The sequence below is a fragment of the Sulfurimonas aquatica genome (genome assembly GCF_017357825.1).
GTDB classification, from domain to species: Bacteria; Campylobacterota; Campylobacteria; order Campylobacterales; family Sulfurimonadaceae; genus Sulfurimonas; species Sulfurimonas aquatica.
Genome location: NZ_CP046072.1, coordinates 2,535,701 through 2,553,531, shown reverse-complemented (window position 1 = coordinate 2,553,531; position 17,831 = coordinate 2,535,701). Strand labels below are relative to the sequence as shown.

Sequence of the window (17,831 nt, the reverse complement as noted above, 5' to 3'; positions counted from 1 at the left end):
TGTCACACCTCTAAACGAGGTAGATGAATCTAGTGCTTTAAGTGAAACTATCACTTTCATATGCTTCCAAATATTATTTTTTACTTTCGTCTTTTACGCATTTAATAATAGGCCTTCCCTTATCTTGAACATATGTAACTTCTCCTGTCTTGTTATCTGTTACCCATTTGCCACTATATATATTTACTTGATGAGTGCCTGGTTTACAGTAAATTAATGGTGAATCCCATGCTTGTGTTAAAGTAACTGTAAAGATAACTGCTAGTAAGATTTTCCCCATGATAGTGTCCTTTTCTTTGATTATAATAGAAGATATTCTAACATAGTATTACATGAAGTTGTGAATAATTTAAGAAGAAGACAATAAATAATTAACTAGAGCTATATATTAACTTATGAGATGTAGGCAAATAGCTTTTTAGAAATGCAAGCTAAAAAATAAATGATATTCAACCACTCCAAGGAGTGGTTAATTTATAGCATCAGAGAAAGCACGGGAGAGAAAAACAATGAACTGTAGTAATCTAATTACAAGATAAATGATGAGATCTAAAAAACTCATAACATAAATCTAATATTAGTTTCATTTTTGGTAAGAGTTGTCATATTTGTCCTTCTTAATTTGAGAAAAGGATATAGGACTAAAAGATAAGTCCCTTTCAATTGTAAGTCCGAGTGGACCATGAATAGACTCAAGTTCTTCTAGTGTAAAGTAACCTAGTTCACTCTCTGGCCCTTGCACATACCCATAACAAGTGTTTACATCAGTTTGAGATAACTCAATGACATACCATGTAAAACAACTATCAGGGGTAAATAGTTTCACATGACAAATTGGATTTAGAGATCCTTCTGTTTCATATAGGTCTGGTATATCAGACAAGAGTGTTTGTGGTATTAACTTACTCATAATTTTTCTCCTTTTGAGATCTGTAACTAACTACTATTAAGCCAATTGAGATAAAGGTTAATAAAGTAATATAGGGAGTATTCCGTTTTAATGTTTTTTTCAAAGTCTCGTCCTCTTAAACTATTGTTCTTAACACCTGAGCATATTCCGCTGGTACTTTAAACTCTTTACTTTCTAGGTGCTGTGAAGCCAATCTGTTTATCCAAGTCCTAGAAGTTGTGACACCACTAATCTTCAGACAATCATCTTCAGTGATCTTATAGTTTTCGATTTCAACTCTTAGGTTTTCATTCTCGCCATCAAGCTTTACTTCTAAGACCATACTCTTGAATTGAGAGTTGAGATTGAGTTTTACTATTTCGCCATACTCTTTGATATATTGATTTATAGATATTTTTGCACCTGTTGATAGTGCTTTGTCTTTCATTGCTTGTAGCATTTATTTTCCTTTTTTATGCAGCTGATTGCTGTTCTATTGGCTTGTACCACATCTTACTAGCACCATCCCATCTAAAACCGCAAGCTTTAATACTGTCTTTTTTAGAAAAGATGTCATCACCAATGACTACTAAGTTTTGACCTTGTTCCATTACCGTTAAACCTAAGTTATACAATGAGGAATAGTCTAGTGGTGCGTTGTTTTGCACTTGTTGCGTTGATGGTTGTTGTTGCTGTTGCTGTTGTTGTAGCTGTGCAGGTTGTTGAAAGTTTTGTGCTTGGTTTTGCGGTTGGTTCTGATGTTGACGACTCTTGTCGTACAGCGAATTGCCAAACTGATTTCCGAAACTGCGAAAGCATCTTTTGATAGCATCCGTAACTGCTTCTTTAGCTCCACCTTCATGAGCATCTGCTAGAGTTTTTGCTATCCCTGTACCAAATCCTACATCCTCCCGAGATACAAGCTTAGAGTGTGATGCATCATGAACAACAATATTGACAAGTGCTTTATAGCAGATGATATTATTTTGGTTTTGATTGATTTCTTGAGATACAACTTCTAGCTTAGTTGAGTAGTCCCAGTTACCGAAACCAAAGACTCTATTAGCCGTTTCGATAATATCGAACCCTTCCAAATATGAGAGGGTAATATTGCCTTTTTGGCGACTTTTAATTCTACTGTTATCTAAATCATAAGTTAAGACCTGATTTGTTTTATCGTTAAACATTATTATCTCCTTTATGCTGCTTCTTGAGAATCTACTAAATTCAGTAGTTCTGTAGCTTGGTTATTTTGATTAGATCTTCTGGCGTTTACTTTGATTTTTGCTGGGACTTCTTCACTTGTTACATCAACCTTTACAAACTCATCTATCTCATCCATCCCTTCAACTGTGAGCATTGCATCTTTGACTGCTTGTTCATCCACAGTTACTGTGCAAAACCCTAGTTTAATAAGTGCTTCTGCATTTATAATTTTGAATGTTTCTTTGAGCTTAGTTTTATGTGCTTGGATTGTTATACTAGATATTGATGTTCCATCTAAGCGGTCAATTCCATAATCTAGAAGAATAGCAGCTGTAACTTCTTGTGCTAAAGTTTTTGATTGTGTGAGAGTCCTTTTAAGAGCCTGTAGCTCTTTGATATCTGATGATAGATAATCAATCTTGTTTTGTAGTTCCTGGAACGATAATCCTATGTAGTCTGCTTTTACATGGTATGGTTTATCGCTTTCAAGTACCTCTTTTACATAGTTTTTAAACCAATCTTTTTGGCTTAGTGGTGTTAAGTGTTCTATCTCTGTTTGTAATCTATAGTTTGTCATTTTCATTTTATTTTCCTTATGCTGCTAATGCCATCTCTGGCTGTTTAATTGAAGCTATACGCTCTGCTATATCCCAAAGACCTTGGTTTACATCTACATCTTTACCTATAGAAGTAATCTCACGAGAGGTAAACTTACGACCTGTTACATTATTAACACCGGAAATATTTCCACGAAGTAGGTTTTCTTGAATTACATTGAGCGTTGTATAGAGGTCATCTTTAATGTCTTCATCTCTGTGTGGAACAAGTAAATCTTTGATATCTACTTCTAAGTGTTTTTCAAATCTAAGTGGAAGTGATGAACGAGCGAAAGATTCTTGTTCTGCTTGTGAGAGCGTAATAGACTCAAAGCTATTTATCTTATGCTGTAACTGTGGCTTGAAAGAAGTTATCTTATCTATAGCTGTTTGGATGTCGTTATATCTGTCTCCTATATGCTTTATCTTGTAAGATTCAAATACACTTTCTGCAATAACAAGTCCATTACTACAGACAAAGCGGTAGATTCCAGCACTTATGGAAAATGCTGTACTTCTATCATGGCTATTGAACAATAATAATTCAACTGCATTTTCTTGTGGATTAAGTAGATCATCAAAGTGACGAAAACGAACGAGGTGTCTTTGGTATCCCTCTTTGTCTTCATCTTTTACTGATGATTGCTCTACTGAAACTGGATACCAGTTAAGCGATTTTATTTCACTGATAACATCTATTGTTGATACAAAGTGATATTTATCACTTACATCGTAGTGTGGTTCCTCTGTAAAGAGTGCTGGGGCTTGATTTCTTAATTCATTTTCATTTAATGGCAATACAGACATAATATTTATATCTCCTTATTTTTTACAAGATTGACCGATTGTTTCAGCAACTACGACAATAACCGTTACAACTACCGTTGCTATTTCTTTCAATGGCATGATTATGACTCGGTAAGAAATGGACAATAGCTTGAATTATTGGCTGGTTTGTTTGGAAATTGCATCAATGGATGCCTTAAGAAGTAGTAGTACATAGGTACTCCTTTATGCTACACACAATAATTGTAAAGTAGAAAGTTTTATGATTGTTGTGTGTAGTGAGAGGATTTGAGAGATAAGCTATATATCTCTACATCTTATATACCTGTTTTTTTATCATTTTTACTCACTATATTAGCTCTAATGCTATAGGAATGAAAATTTACAATTACATTTTATTAAGGAAATGATAGAATTATTATCTAAATATGAGGCTCACACAAAAATGACAACAATAGATTACTACAATACAAATGCTACACAACTCATAGACAGATACGATAATGCAAATATGTCATCGCTTCACCAACTTTTACTAAAACATATTCCCAAAAATAGCAGTATTCTAGATATTGGGTTTGGTTCTGGAAGAGATTTACAGTTCTTACATGACAATGGTTATGACATATGGGGCATAGATCCATCAGCTAAATTTGTAGAAAATGCTAAAAAGAGATTTCCTTCACAACAAAACCAATTCCTTGAAGAGAGCGTACCATTTGATAGAAAAGACATAGGTTTCCCAAAAGACCTTGATGTAGTTATAACTATAGCTATATGGATGCACCTAAAACACTCTAAATATAAAGATGTAGTAGAGAGTATAGTGAGTGTTCTAAAAAGTCAATCTACAGTAGTTATAAGTTACTCACAAGGTAGTAGAGCCAATGATGAACGATATTTTGAAGAGGTAGATTTGGATTATATTACCGAGTTATTCAATGTCAAAGGATTTACTCTCGTTGAAATGCTTACAAATAATGACAGCTTAGATAGAGACAGTTTAACATGGGTAACGGTGGTATTTAAAAATGACTAATGCGGAGGAACTTGAAATAGCTTTTTATAAAGGCACTACTGTTCATGATGTATTAAAGAGATTTGAATTTAGCGAGGAGGAAAAGAGGACTATATCGGCTGCAATCGTAACTTCAAGAAAAAAACTCCAGATATGGAAGTAATTACTAAAGCGGGTGAACTACTTAAAGAAGTTGCAAAAACTAGAAAGCCCATGAAATATAATTAATTATACATATTAATATATATGGTATTATACGCGAAAATATTATAAAGAGGGTGTATGAATCAGTGTAAGGCTACTATTATATCAGATGCTACTATTGAAAAAATTTATAATGTAGATAATCTATCTAAAATTAATATTGATTATAATAATTGCGATGATGTTACTAAAATAAAACATGTATGTATTTCTCTATATGATAAAAATGGGAATATTATAAACCACAAGCAAAAGTTACGCTACAAATGCTCATTAGATTTAGAATATATACCTGTTGTTAGAGAATACTATGCCGATAAAAAGTTAAGAGGTAAAAGTAATTCTGGAAAAGTTGCTTACCATCATATATTCGCGTTAAGTGTTAAAGGAGATGGAACTGCCCGTCAAATAGCTAATAATGAAAATGAATTATACAAAGCTAATTCTTTTAAAGAAATTCATATTGATGCAACTGCTGATGGTATAATAGTTTGGCCGCGTATGGGATTTGAATATGTAAATCCAACAGACTTAGACATATTTATGACAAAGTTTGATATGTATTTAGATGAATATAGAGCTGATATAGATACAAATTTAAAAGATGAAATTTTAGATGCTATAGAAAAAGATGGTATTAAGGATCTAGATAAAAATCTTTTTTCTTATTTAAAAAGCCCTGAACAACCAAGTTCATATCTTTCATTTAGTGATTGGTATGAGAAAAATACACCTACAAACGAAACGTTACTAGAGTTATATAAGGAAGTAAAATGAGATATTCATTATTTAATTTTTACACCGATACGAAAAAGAAAAAGAATATATTTTCAATTCTTTTATTTAAAAGAAAAGAAAAAAATGAGTATGGCTATATAATCAAAAAGTCTAATCGTTCTGCAAGATTTTATGAAAAACTTTTATATCAAGTTATGGAGGGTTCATATAAAACAAAATATGTAAATAATGATGAAAAACTGGACCGTACTAATATCCAAGAATTAAAGCTGGAATCAAAAGATCCATTTGATAATATGGCTCAGTTTTTTAAACATTCTGAAGGTTTTGGATGGTTTACAACTTATAAAGAACATGAAGTAAACACCATAGATGACTTTGAAAATCATTTTGTTACGGAAGTTGACAAATGGGAAGATAATGATATATCTGTAGTTGATAAATATATTTTTGGAAAAATAAAAGAAAACAAATACAATATGTCGGATAAATTATGCCCTATAAATGAGAGTATAGTTGAGTATATTAAAAATATAATAGATGAAGATATTACAACTTTAATAATAGAATTAGATAATGCAGACGGTAGTGTAGGTCTGCATAATATTCCAATGAATTTTTTAAAAAATGTTTATCCTACCGTGAATAATTTAACTAGCGCTAACAATACTGACTATAGAAATAGTTATGTTTCATTATATGAAAAATGTTTTCAAGTGAAAGTTCATTTACCTAAGACTACTGAAATAGAGACTAATATAAGTGATATTTTTAAAACCGTAAAAAACATTTTGAATGAAGATTATATTGATATAAATGAAGTTGATGATAATATTGCAGGTTCTCTAGTAAATATCATCAATTCAGATAATATAGATTACATTAAAATTACTCAACCTAATGAAAATCGTTCTACAGAGGTTTTGAAAGAAGATACGGACACAATAATTGAAAAAATAAAAACAAGACGTAAAACCTTAGATAAACGCAAGAAGAAGTACAATAAAAAAGTAATTATCTATGAAATAAACTATCTTAAACATACATTCGAAGCTTTAGATGAAGATAAAAATGAGTATAAATTTTATGTTCCAGAGGATTTTGACTTAATAGTCATAGAAGATAAGAAATCAAATAATACTCGTGAGTACATTGAATCAATTTTAAGTAGTAAGAAAAAATTCTCTGATTTTGAAAAATTTCATGTATCGATTAGTGGGGAATATCGTAGTCAATCGACTTTGAATGCATTCAGTATTACATAATCAGCATGTAGTGAATCTTTTAGAGTTTATCAAAGTGCTAATATCTCGAATAGTAGTAATACTTTGTGCTGGAAATGTTATCTAACAACGGTATCCAACTTACTTTTTATAAACGCCCAAAAACCAATATCACTCTTGTAGTGTAGCACTTAGTAATACAGATACCAGTGTTAATCCTGTGCTTCTTATGTATCCTTTAGGCTAAGACTTAGTCTGAAACCCTTAGTTTTGGAATACGAAGCACTCATATTAGTTTTTCGTGTTCCACAAATCTTAAGGGATTATGGAACAAGAGAGTGTCTAATAGTTGAAGTTATAATTGTAGTATTTTTTTATATTTAATTTTCGATTTTATTGTTATAATAGTCCCTAAAAAATAATTGCTTAATTTGCTTTATGCTAATCTATCGGCATGATAAACACAGAAGCATTAAGACAGATTAACTATATCATCGAACATGACTCTGCATCAAGTACATATAAGTATGTTCTTCTCAAAAGCGTTATTAATGCTTCACAAAAATATGACCACTTAATAAACATAGAAAACTCTAGAGCTAATATCCCACTAGGACTTATTGTTGAACAATGGATACTTGACTATATGCCTTTCGTATTTAAAGATATCCTGCAAGGCTCAAGTAAAACAACTGTTTTGGATAAACCAATTACGGATATATATAACAAAATATTCAAACTACTCAACTTAGACATATCAACAGAATGGGTATATGGATATACGCAATTCACAAAAGCATTTCAAAACCCTACTATGTCACTAGAGTTATCAAAAGAGTTCCTCAATCTTTCAAAAAAAATGGCAAATAAAATTGTAAATATGCCTATGAAGTATACGGGCAAGTCGGAGTATGAATTTTTTACTCCCCAAAGGTATAAGTTTGGATCAGTGAAATTGGCTAATAATGAGATGTACAACTCTAGTTTTGTAATGAGTGATTTTGGTTATTTCTCTATATCAGAGCAGCACTACAATATCTTTCGTTATTTAGGTCAAACACTTTATGGTACATCAACAATTATGGCTAAGTGGAAACAAAAAACCAACTCTCTAAATGCCAATCAAGAGACTGTCAAAGATATTATTGAGAAGCTATCAGGCGACACACTAGAAGTAAGAGAAACAACATCCATTAGGAAAATACTAGGCCAAGAAAAAGAGTGTATTTGGTCAGGGAAAGAGTTAAAAGGCAAGAACTATGATGTTGATCATGTATTACCGTTCTCTGTTTGGTTCAACAATGATTTGTGGAATATGTTGCCAACAGACAGAATACTTAACCAGCAAAAGAAAAAAGCTAAGATTCCAACTCGAAAACTCATTGAGAAACGAGCAGATATTATAATGAATTATTGGAATGATTATCAACGGGCTATGCCACTACTATTTAAGTCACAGATAGAGGTTGCTTTGATTGGTAGAGAGATAGCAGAGGATAAGGTTCTTAACACTGCTATAGAATCTTTATGTAATAAGAGTGACTATTTGATTCACGACAGAGGTCATGAGGCTTTTAATATATGATTATAGAAGCTCTTTATATAGATCTAGAAGCAACATTTGACTCCAATATCCAAGAAATAGGAATTATATTTCAAGAAGATGAGTTAAAAACTAATTCGATTAAAGAAGCCTATGAATATATTCACAATACCCCAACTAAATATATAGCTGGTCATAATGTTATTGCTTTTGATAAGGAGTTACTAAAAAGCACTTCTATTAATCAGTTACTAGATGATAAAATATTCGTAGATACACTTCCGATTTCAATGCTACTGTTTAATGAAAAAACATTTCATAATCTACCAAAGAATTATAAGAGTGAAGACAATTTTTTAAATAACCCGGTTAAAGATGCTAAATTATCAAAAGAGCTACTTTTAAAATCAGTAGAAAAATTCAAAACACTTCCAACATTACAAAGAAATATTTTATATACCTTACTTAAACAGGAAGAGGTATTTAAAGGTTTCTTTGAACTTATACTTAAATTAAAACTCTTTGAAGAACTGAGTGAAATAATTCTCAAAGGTTCCATATTAAATATTTTCAAAACTATTATTAAAAGTGCAGATGTCCTTAATGAAGCACTTGAAAACAATAGAGTTGAACTTGCTTTTATATTAGCCATCCGTATGCCTGAGCTTGAAGTAAATGCCCAACCGCCTAAAGTGCTGTACGATTATAGAGATATAACATCTTTACAAGAAAGACTTTGCTTTGATTATGAAAGTTCCGTAGATGAACTTAGCTCAACTGCTGAAGATATTTTTGGGTTTGGAACATTTAGAGATTTTCCTCGCCAAGATGCTACACTTGAAACAGGAACTACTATCTCTCAAAAAGAGATTGTAACAGCAGGACTTAAAAATGAATCATTTCTAGCTATTTTACCGACAGGTGGAGGAAAAACCTTTACTTTCTGGCTACCATCCATCATAAAAGCAAAATCACTAAAAACACTTACTGTTGTTATCTCTCCTTTACAAGCTCTTATAAAAGATCATATGGAAAGTTTTCATGAAACAGTAGCTAATTATAAAGCTGTAGCTTTAAGTGGCTATATGTCTCCAAGTGAGAGAGCTGACACTATGGAAAAAGTTGTGAATGGTGATGCTGATATTTTATATTTGGCTCCAGAGAGTTTACGTTCTAATGCAGTGTTTAATCTACTTAAGAATAGAGTTATAGAGAGATTTGTAATAGATGAAGCCCACTGTCTTTCGACATGGGGAAATGATTTTAGACATGACTATTTTTATATTGGTGCATTTATAAATGACCTCTTGGATCAAAAGCCTTTTCAAGACAGTATCCCAGTTTCTTGTTTTACTGCAACTGCAAAACCAAAAGTTATGGATGATATAACTGAATATATTGAATCCTCTTTAAATGTTAAAATGAATCGTTATATTGCAGTGCCTGAGAGAAAAAATCTTGATTATGAAGGATATGAACTAGATGGAGATAAAGCTAAATATACGAACTTACTAGAGCTTATAAATACTAAAGAAGGTTCGACACTTATATATATACCATCTTCAACGAAAAAGTGCGATGAGATTGCAGAACAGCTGGCCGTAGACACAGGTAAAAATGTTAAATCTTTCCATTCAAAGCTTGATACTGATATTAAAATGCAAATTTTAAAAGAGTATATAGATGACACAGTAGATATCGTTGTAGCTACTACTGCATTTGGAATGGGAGTAGATAAGCCAAATATTAAGAATGTCATCCACTACGAGATATCAGAATCCTTAGAAAACTATTCTCAAGAAGCAGGAAGAGGGGCAAGAGATCAAAATATTCGAGCGTCTTGTCCACTACTTTTCTCACAAAATGATTTAGATAAACACTTCACTACATTAACTCGCTCTAAAATTAATCCGGATGAGATAAATGCAATCTTTAGAGTTCTTAAAAATGATGGTCGAAATCCAGTAACTCTTACAACCAGAGAGATTGCTTCTCAAGCTGGATGGGACACGGAAGATAAATCTAGCGACTACGATATGAAAGTTAAAACTGCTCTGCTTGAACTGGAAAGAGAAGACTATTTAGAACGTTCTAGAAATAAAGTTCAATATTATGCAGATGCTGTAGCAAAAGACTCTTTAGCAATCTTACATGAAGCATTTAAAACCAGAGAGTATAGTGAAGAATCTCAAACAAGATTATCAAGAGTTCTTCAAACCTTACTTGGGAGTGGGAAACCAGAAGCTGTTCAGCTTGATGAATTAACTGAAATACTTGGTTATCCTCATGAACTCGTAACTCAGTCTGTCTTAGAATTAAAAGATATGAAAATAGTCTCAGATGCAAAAGACTTAAGTTTGAAGATTAGTAAAGAAAGCTTGTCCTTATATCAAAGCTATACTCAAATAGAGAAGATATTGTTTGAATATTTAATGAGAGAACATAGCCATAGTATCAGAATGAGTGAATTAAACCAAGTATTACTAGATGAGGAAAGTTTAAATATAAAAGATGAAAATATTACATCGATTATAAAAATGCTACTTAAAAGCTGGATAGGTTACAAGCATCAATTTAAATTTAACCGACTTGATAGACAAAAAGATTTGTGGTACTTCGAGTTCATTGATAGTGAAAAAGTCAAAAGTATTATTGATTACAAGCACTACATCGGTCTGAAAATTATAAACTTTTTATCAACGAACCTTCAAGAGAAAAAGTACAATACTAAAGAGGTTGTTGAGTTCTCTATGCTAGAACTTCAGCAAGCATTAGATTTAAAAGAGGTACACAGTACAAAAATTATCGATAAAGCATTATTGCATTTACATGAACTCAGAATACTAGAACTAGGTAATGGACGATTTATTTACTATGCTCCTATGAATATAAAAAAGCTAGATAAGATGTTAGTTCCAAATAAAAAATATACAAAGCTTGAATATAAATCTAGACTAGAGCCTTACTACCAGAGGAAAATGGAGTCCATACATATAGTCGGTGAATACTCTGAGAGATTGGTTAAAAACTCAAAACATGCTCAAGCTTTTATGAAAGATTACTTTACGCTTTCGTATCGAATGTTTGTTAATAAATACGGTGAATTAAAAGAGAAGTTTAAAAGACCTATGACAGAGTATCGTTATAATAAAATATTCAATTCACTCTCGGACCAACAGAAAAAAGTTATTGACGATAAAGAGTCTCAAGCTATGATGATTTTAGCCGGGCCAGGAAGTGGTAAGACGAAGGTTTTAGTACATAAAATAGCTTCTCTGATTTTACAAGAAGATATTAAAGCTGATCAGTTCCTTATGCTAACTTACTCTCGTACCGCAATGATGGAGTTCAAATCTAGACTATTTGAGCTGATAGGACAACTCGCTTACGATATTGATATTTTTACATTTCATGGATTTGCATTGCAACTCATAGGAAGAAAAGTTACCAACAATGATAGTATCCTTAAAAATGTTGTAGCACTTGCAGCGCAACACATTAATGATAACAAGATTGATATCCCATTTAAAACAGTTGTAGTATTAGATGAGTACCAAGATATCAATAGTGATGGATTTAAGCTAATACAAGCACTTTCTAATGCACATGAAAATAAAAAACGAATCATTGCTGTGGGTGATGATGATCAATGTATCTTATCCAATGTAAACGGTGCAGATATAAAATTTATAAAAGAGTTTGAAGAGAAATTTGGATTTGATGATGAAAATAGTAAGTCCTATGCTCAGTATGAGCTTTTAACAAACTTCCGAAGCTCTCAAAATATAGTCGACTATTCAAACAAGTTCATCGAAAATGTTGCCATTCGATACAAACAGCATCCTTTAAGTGCATATTCAAAAAAAGCTGGTGAAGTTGTTATAGTAAACTGTACTTCACCCCATCTACAGCAACCTGCAGTTGAAGAGATTAAAAAGTATCTTGAACCTAAGAGTAGTAGTGCTGTACTTGCTTTTAGTAATAATGAAGTGGCAGATATCTATGCTCTTTTACATGAAGGAAATATTGAGGTAAATTATTTATTAGATAATGAAGGCTTTAAGCTAAATTCACTTGTAGAAATCAGGTTCTTAGATGAACTTTTAAAAGATGAAGACTTAACTGAAAATCTTCTTTGGGCGTGTTATGAGAAAGTTAAAGAGAGATATGCTGGCTCCAAAAATATGACCATTGTGTATAAAATAGTTAAAGGCTTTATAGATGATCATGAAGTATATACTCCATCTCTTTGGCATATATATTTAGATGAAATATCCTCAGAACAACTTATCTCAACTTATAATAAAGTCTTGGTATCTACTATACATAAATCAAAAGGTAAAGAGTTTGATACTGTAGTTTTAGTTGCACATCAAATGAAATTAAACGATGATTTCATTCGCCTTTTTTATGTAGGAATGACTAGGGCGAAGAAAAGATTGATTATTGTAACTGATAATGAAGTGTTCTCTCAACAGAAAACGACATCTACAGAAAATCTAGATAATAATAAGAACTATGCACAACCAAACAAGAAGACCTTTGTAATGGGATTATCCGATTTATATATGAGTTATAAATCTCAACATGATAAGAATAAAGTTACCCTAATTGCTGGTTCAGAGGTTTCACTTGAAAAACGCTATCCAAATAAACCATACAACTTAGTTCAAAACAATTTATTCATTGGACAGTTTTCTCAGAAGATGCAAAATCTCATAAATTTACATGAAGAGCAAGAATATAAAGTTATAAATGTAGCTATTGAAAATGTTATTGAGTGGTTTGATGAGCAATATGGAAATTATAGACAGCTTCCATTGTGTAAAATTACAATGAGTAAGTAGAAGGACGAAAAAATATAATTTCTTTCTCAGGCGTAGAGAGTTTGATAATAGTAAAAAGATTGTTAATATGAATAGTGGTTACCAATAGGTTACCAATGCATAATTAGGTTAAAGCTTAAAGTCGCTTATGATGTCGTTGTTTAGGGTGTTTAAAGGGATAATGAAGTGGTGGACCCTCAGAGATTCGAACTCTGGGAGGTGTAACCCTCGCCGGTTTTCAAGACCGGTGCATTCGACCAACTCTGCCAAAGATCCACGTGTAGTTTGTTATAAAATCATAAAACTGGAGGTGCCACCCAGATTTGAACTGGGGATAGCAGCTTTGCAGGCTGCGGCCTTACCACTTGGCGATGGCACCAGTCAATTATATCTTTCATATCAATGGTGCCCGGGGCCGGACTCGAACCGGCACAGTATTGCTACCGGGGGATTTTAAGTCCCCTGCGTCTACCAATTTCGCCACCCGGGCATCTGCTATGAAATCACAGTTTTTATAATGTTAAATTAAATGGAGCGGGAGACGAGGTTCGAACTCGCGACCCCAACCTTGGCAAGGTTATGCTCTACCACTGAGCTACTCCCGCATCCATACTCTTACAATACAAGTTTGTAAGTGAGCCGGAATTATAGCCGATTGTTTTTCATTTGTAAAGAGTTTTTAATATAAATTGCAAAAAAAATGATATAATCACATTTATAATAAATTATAAGGATACTTATGAGAAGTGATACTATTAAAAAGGGGTTTGATAAAGCCCCTCATCGTTCGCTGTTACGTGCTACAGGTTTAAAAGATGAAGATTTCGATAAACCATTTATCGGAGTTGCGAATAGTTATATTGATATTATTCCAGGTCATTTCTTTTTACATGAATATGGAGAGATAGTTAAAGAGGCTATTCGTGAAGCTGGTGGAGTTCCATTCGTATTTAACACCATTGGTGTTGATGATGGAATCGCTATGGGTCATGATGGTATGCTTTACTCTCTACCTTCAAGAGAAATCATTGCTGATTCTATAGAAACAGTTATGAATGCTCACAAACTAGATGCAATGATTTGTATACCAAACTGTGACAAAATTGTTCCGGGTATGATTATGGGTTCACTTCGTGTGAATGTTCCTACTATTTTTGTTTCAGGTGGTCCAATGGCTGCTGGACATAAGAAAGATGGTACTCCTATTGACCTTGCAACTGCATTTGAAGCTGTTGGAAAACATGCTGAAGGGAAGATGACTGACGAAGAACTTTATGAGATTGAGTGTGAAGCTTGTCCATCAGGTGGTTCATGTTCTGGTATGTTTACTGCAAACTCAATGAATACTCTTTGTGAAGCTATGGGTATAGCCCTTCCGGGTAATGGAACAATTTTAGCGATGACACCAGAGAGAATAGAACTCGTAAAAAAAGCAGCTCGTCGTATTGTTGAGTTAGCTAAGATGGAAAACAATGAAAAGTTTAGAATGAAAAATATTCTAAATGAAAAAGCTATTCACAATGCTTTCGTTGTAGATATGGCAATGGGTGGAAGCTCAAACACTGTTCTTCATCTCTTGGCAATAGCAAGAGAATCAGATATAAATTATAAAATTGAAAATATCAATAAGATAGCAGATAAAGTAGCACACATAGCTAAAATATCTCCATCAAAAAGTGATGTTCATATGGATGATGTTAACCGTGCAGGTGGAGTAAACGCAGTAATGTGTGAAGTCTCTAAACGTAACGGTAGCCTAAACCTTGACTCTTTAATGATTACAGGTGAGACTTTAGCAGAACGTATCGAAGGTTGTGAGATTTTAGACGAAGCTGTTATTCATAAAACTGAAAACGCTTATTCTAAAGTTGGTGGTTTATCTATACTCTTTGGCAACTTGGCGTTAGAGGGTGCGGTTGTTAAAACAGCTGGTATCACAGGAGATATGAGAAAGTTTAAAGGTACAGCGGTATGTTTTAACTCCCAAGAAGAAGCATTAGCTGGTATCATGGGTCATAAAGTAAAAGGTGGAGACGTTGTAGTTATCCGTTACGAGGGACCAAAAGGTGGACCTGGAATGCAAGAGATGCTTGCACCTACTTCACTCATTATGGGTATGGGTCTTGGTGAGTCTGTTGCACTTATAACTGATGGACGTTTCTCTGGTGCTACTCGTGGCGCATCTATCGGACATGTTTCTCCTGAAGCTGCTGAAGGTGGCCTTATAGCATTAGTAGAAGATGGTGATGAGATTGAGTTAGATGTAGATGCTCATTTACTCCAGCTAAATGTTAGTGAAGATATCATTGCAGAACGTCGTGCGAAATGGAAACCTTACAAAAATGAGGTTACGTCTAAATGGTTAAAACGCTATCAGCTTTTAGTCTCAAACGCGTCTAACGGCGCTATATTAAAAACAGAATTATAAAAAGGAAAATATTACTTTGAATGTAATTGCAATAAAACATAATGAAGAGATAATTGACCTACAAACGGCTAAAGAGCTTGGATTTGAGGGTGAGCAAATTCATCTTGATAATTCAGCTGACTCATTAGAAGTTCTTCGTCACTCAACTGCTCACCTTATGGCACAAGCTATCCAGTCTATCTATAAAGATGCTGAATTTTATGTTGGGCCTGTTGTAAAAGAGGGCTTTTACTATGACTTCAAAACAAACGAAGAAGTAGGTGAAGCAGATCTTAAAAAGATAGAAAAACAGATGCTTTCATTTGCTAAGAAAAAGTATGAGATAGAAAAGTACTCTATTTCCATGGACGAAGCAAAAGAGAAGTTTAAAGATGATCATTTAAAATTATCTGTAATGGAGAGAATACCCTCAGATACTGTCTCAATATACAAGCAAGGCGAGTTTGAAGATTTATGCCGCGGGCCACATCTTCCAAATATTGGACTGATTCGCTACTTTAAACTTACAAAAATAGCTGGTGCATATCTTGGTGGAGACTCTAAAAATGAGATGTTAACGCGTATTTACGGTATTGCATTTGCAGATAAAGAGTCTCTTAAGGCTCATATGGACATGTTGGCAGAAGCTGCAAAACGCGACCATAGAAAACTTGGAAACGAGATGAAACTTTTCACTTTTCGTGAAGAAGTTGGAGCGGGTTTTCCGATCTGGCTTCCTGCAGGTGGACGTCTTCGCGCTCGTTTAGAATCATTACTCTTTAAAGCTCACCGTAAACGCGGATACGAGCCAGTTCGTGGTCCAGAAATGCTGCGTTCAGATCTTTGGAAAACTTCAGGGCACTATCAAAACTATGGTGAAAACATGTATTTTACTAGTATTGATGACGTAGAGTTTGGCGTTAAGCCTATGAACTGCGTTGGTCATATTAAAGTTTATGAAGATGATTTACACTCATATCGTGATCTACCTATTAAATACTTTGAGTATGGCGTTGTTCACCGCCATGAGTTTACAGGTGCACTTCATGGACTCTTTCGTGTTCGTGAATTTACTCAAGATGATGCACATATCTTCTGTACGGCTGATCAGATTGAAGAGCAGATTATAGAAGTTGTAGACTTTGTAGATAAAATAATGTCAACATTTGAGTTTGATTACAAGATGATGATATCTACAAAACCTGAAAAAGCAGTTGGTGACGATAAGGTTTGGGATGTTTCAACGCAAGCGCTTAAAAACGCTATGGATAAAAATGAACTTCCATATGAGATTGATGAAGGTGGAGGGGCGTTTTATGGTCCTAAAATCGATATTAAAATCACAGATGCAATCGGGCGTGAGTGGCAGTGTGGAACGATTCAGTTAGATTTTAATCTTCCTGAACGATTTAAACTTGAGTATAATGGTGAAGATAATGACAAGATACAACCTGTTATGATTCACCGTGCTATCTTAGGTTCATTTGAACGTTTTATTGGTATTTTAACAGAGCATTATGCTGGAGAATTTCCAATGTTCATCGCTCCAACGCAGGTAGCTATTGTGCCAGTTGCGGAGAGTCATAAAGATTATGCTAAGGAATTATCAGATAAACTTATTGATATTAATGCCGATAGTGAAATATACGCTAAGAACGATTCGTTAAATAAACGTATCAGAACGGCTGAAAAAACTCGTGTTCCTATGATAGTAGTTATTGGTGATGAAGAGATTCAAAACAAAACAGTAGCAATTAGAGATAGAAGAACAAGAGAACAATACAATATAAGTGAAGAAGAATTCTTAACACTTATACAAACTAAAATTAATGAGGTAAATTTTTGATTCAAAAGAAAAACCGCGTCATCATGAATGACGATATCCGTGCGACAGAGTTAAGATGTAATGTAGATGGAGGAGATTCTCTAGGAATCATCTCTTTTGATGAGGCTATGGAAAAAGCAAATGAGTTAGGACAAGATTTAGTTTTAATCGCTCCAGATGCAAAACCACCTGTTGCTAAGATTATGGATTACGGTAAATACAGATATCAAGAAGAGAAGAAACTCAAAGAACAACGTAAGAATCAAGTTAAAATAGTTGTAAAAGAGATTAAACTATCTGTTAAAATTGCTGAAAATGATATAGAGTACAAAGTGAAACATGCAAGAGAATTTTTAGAAAAAGGTTTTCATGTTAAGTTTAGAGTATTTTTACGTGGTCGTGAAATGGCTCATCCTGAAGCTGGAAAAGAAGTTCTTCTTCGTGTTTGGCCAATGGTTGAAGACATAGGTGTGATGGAAAAGCCACCTAAATTTGAGGGTCGTTACTTCAATATGTATGTAACACCACAGAAGTAGAACTCTAACAACTCAAGATTTTTTCTTGAGTTAC

14 protein-coding genes and 4 tRNA genes are annotated in these 17,831 nt (G+C 33.4%); 8 read left to right on the top strand and 10 right to left on the bottom strand.

The window, feature by feature from the left end:
- Positions 1-73: 73 nt before the first annotated feature.
- From GJV85_RS12210 to GJV85_RS12185, 6 genes are all read right to left on the bottom strand, one after another.
- Positions 74-280 (bottom strand): hypothetical protein, encoded by a 207-nt coding sequence (locus GJV85_RS12210; protein WP_207561652.1) that lies wholly within the window; start codon positions 278-280, stop codon positions 74-76.
- A 303-nt stretch (positions 281-583) separates the two neighbouring features.
- Positions 584-910 carry a DUF2958 domain-containing protein gene (locus GJV85_RS12205; RefSeq protein WP_207561651.1) on the bottom strand — a complete coding sequence of 109 codons (327 nt, stop codon included), beginning with the start codon at positions 908-910 and terminating at the stop codon, positions 584-586.
- A gap of 115 nt (positions 911-1,025) precedes the next feature.
- Positions 1,026-1,349: a hypothetical protein gene (locus GJV85_RS12200; protein WP_207561650.1), complete on the bottom strand. Its 324-nt coding sequence runs from the start codon at positions 1,347-1,349 to the stop codon at positions 1,026-1,028.
- A 13-nt stretch (positions 1,350-1,362) separates the two neighbouring features.
- Positions 1,363-2,076, bottom strand: a complete 714-nt coding sequence (locus tag GJV85_RS12195; RefSeq protein ID WP_207561649.1) for a Rad52/Rad22 family DNA repair protein — start codon at positions 2,074-2,076, stop codon at positions 1,363-1,365.
- Positions 2,077-2,087: 11 nt separating this feature from the next.
- On the bottom strand, positions 2,088-2,678 hold the full coding sequence (locus GJV85_RS12190) for a hypothetical protein (protein WP_207561648.1): 591 nt from the start codon (positions 2,676-2,678) through the stop codon (positions 2,088-2,090).
- A gap of 10 nt (positions 2,679-2,688) precedes the next feature.
- Complete coding sequence (locus GJV85_RS12185; RefSeq protein WP_207561647.1) at positions 2,689-3,498, bottom strand: DUF932 domain-containing protein; 810 nt, start codon at positions 3,496-3,498, stop codon at positions 2,689-2,691.
- A 385-nt stretch (positions 3,499-3,883) separates the two neighbouring features.
- On the opposite strand from GJV85_RS12185, the gene GJV85_RS12180 reads away from it, so the two are divergent.
- The 5 genes from GJV85_RS12180 (at position 3,884) to GJV85_RS12160 (ending at position 13,050) form a co-directional block, all read left to right on the top strand.
- Complete coding sequence (locus tag GJV85_RS12180) at positions 3,884-4,516, top strand: class I SAM-dependent methyltransferase (RefSeq protein WP_242689791.1); 633 nt, start codon at positions 3,884-3,886, stop codon at positions 4,514-4,516.
- 261 nt (positions 4,517-4,777) lie between these two features.
- On the top strand, positions 4,778-5,476 hold the full coding sequence (locus GJV85_RS12175; RefSeq protein WP_207561646.1) for a hypothetical protein: 699 nt from the start codon (positions 4,778-4,780) through the stop codon (positions 5,474-5,476).
- Positions 5,473-6,702, top strand: a complete 1,230-nt coding sequence (locus GJV85_RS12170; protein WP_207561645.1) for a hypothetical protein — start codon at positions 5,473-5,475, stop codon at positions 6,700-6,702. Before GJV85_RS12175 ends, GJV85_RS12170 begins: the two co-directional genes overlap by 4 nt.
- Positions 6,703-7,114: 412 nt before the next feature.
- A complete protein-coding gene (locus GJV85_RS12165; RefSeq protein WP_207561644.1) occupies positions 7,115-8,245 on the top strand; it encodes an HNH endonuclease domain-containing protein in 1,131 nt (376 codons plus the stop codon).
- A complete protein-coding gene (locus GJV85_RS12160) occupies positions 8,242-13,050 on the top strand; it encodes a RecQ family ATP-dependent DNA helicase (protein WP_207561643.1) in 4,809 nt (1,602 codons plus the stop codon). Before GJV85_RS12165 ends, GJV85_RS12160 begins: the two co-directional genes overlap by 4 nt.
- A gap of 166 nt (positions 13,051-13,216) precedes the next feature.
- Here GJV85_RS12160 and GJV85_RS12155 read toward each other — a convergent pair.
- The 4 genes from GJV85_RS12155 to GJV85_RS12140 form a co-directional block, all read right to left on the bottom strand.
- Positions 13,217-13,305, bottom strand: a tRNA-Ser gene (locus GJV85_RS12155).
- 29 nt (positions 13,306-13,334) lie between these two features.
- Positions 13,335-13,408: transfer RNA gene (locus tag GJV85_RS12150), tRNA-Cys, on the bottom strand.
- A gap of 24 nt (positions 13,409-13,432) precedes the next feature.
- Positions 13,433-13,519 (bottom strand) — tRNA-Leu (locus GJV85_RS12145).
- A gap of 40 nt (positions 13,520-13,559) precedes the next feature.
- Positions 13,560-13,634, bottom strand: a tRNA-Gly gene (locus GJV85_RS12140).
- Between the two features lie 134 nt (positions 13,635-13,768).
- On the opposite strand from GJV85_RS12140, the gene ilvD reads away from it, so the two are divergent.
- The 3 genes from ilvD to infC are packed head-to-tail and all read left to right on the top strand — an operon-like array spanning position 13,769 to position 17,797.
- On the top strand, positions 13,769-15,457 hold the full coding sequence (gene ilvD / locus GJV85_RS12135; protein WP_207561642.1) for a dihydroxy-acid dehydratase: 1,689 nt from the start codon (positions 13,769-13,771) through the stop codon (positions 15,455-15,457).
- 10 nt (positions 15,458-15,467) lie between these two features.
- A complete protein-coding gene (thrS, locus tag GJV85_RS12130) occupies positions 15,468-17,282 on the top strand; it encodes a threonine--tRNA ligase (protein WP_242689880.1) in 1,815 nt (604 codons plus the stop codon).
- On the top strand, positions 17,279-17,797 hold the full coding sequence (infC, locus tag GJV85_RS12125; RefSeq protein ID WP_255550551.1) for a translation initiation factor IF-3: 519 nt from the start codon (positions 17,279-17,281) through the stop codon (positions 17,795-17,797). The genes thrS and infC overlap by 4 nt, the downstream gene beginning before the upstream one ends.
- Positions 17,798-17,831 lie beyond the last annotated feature (34 nt).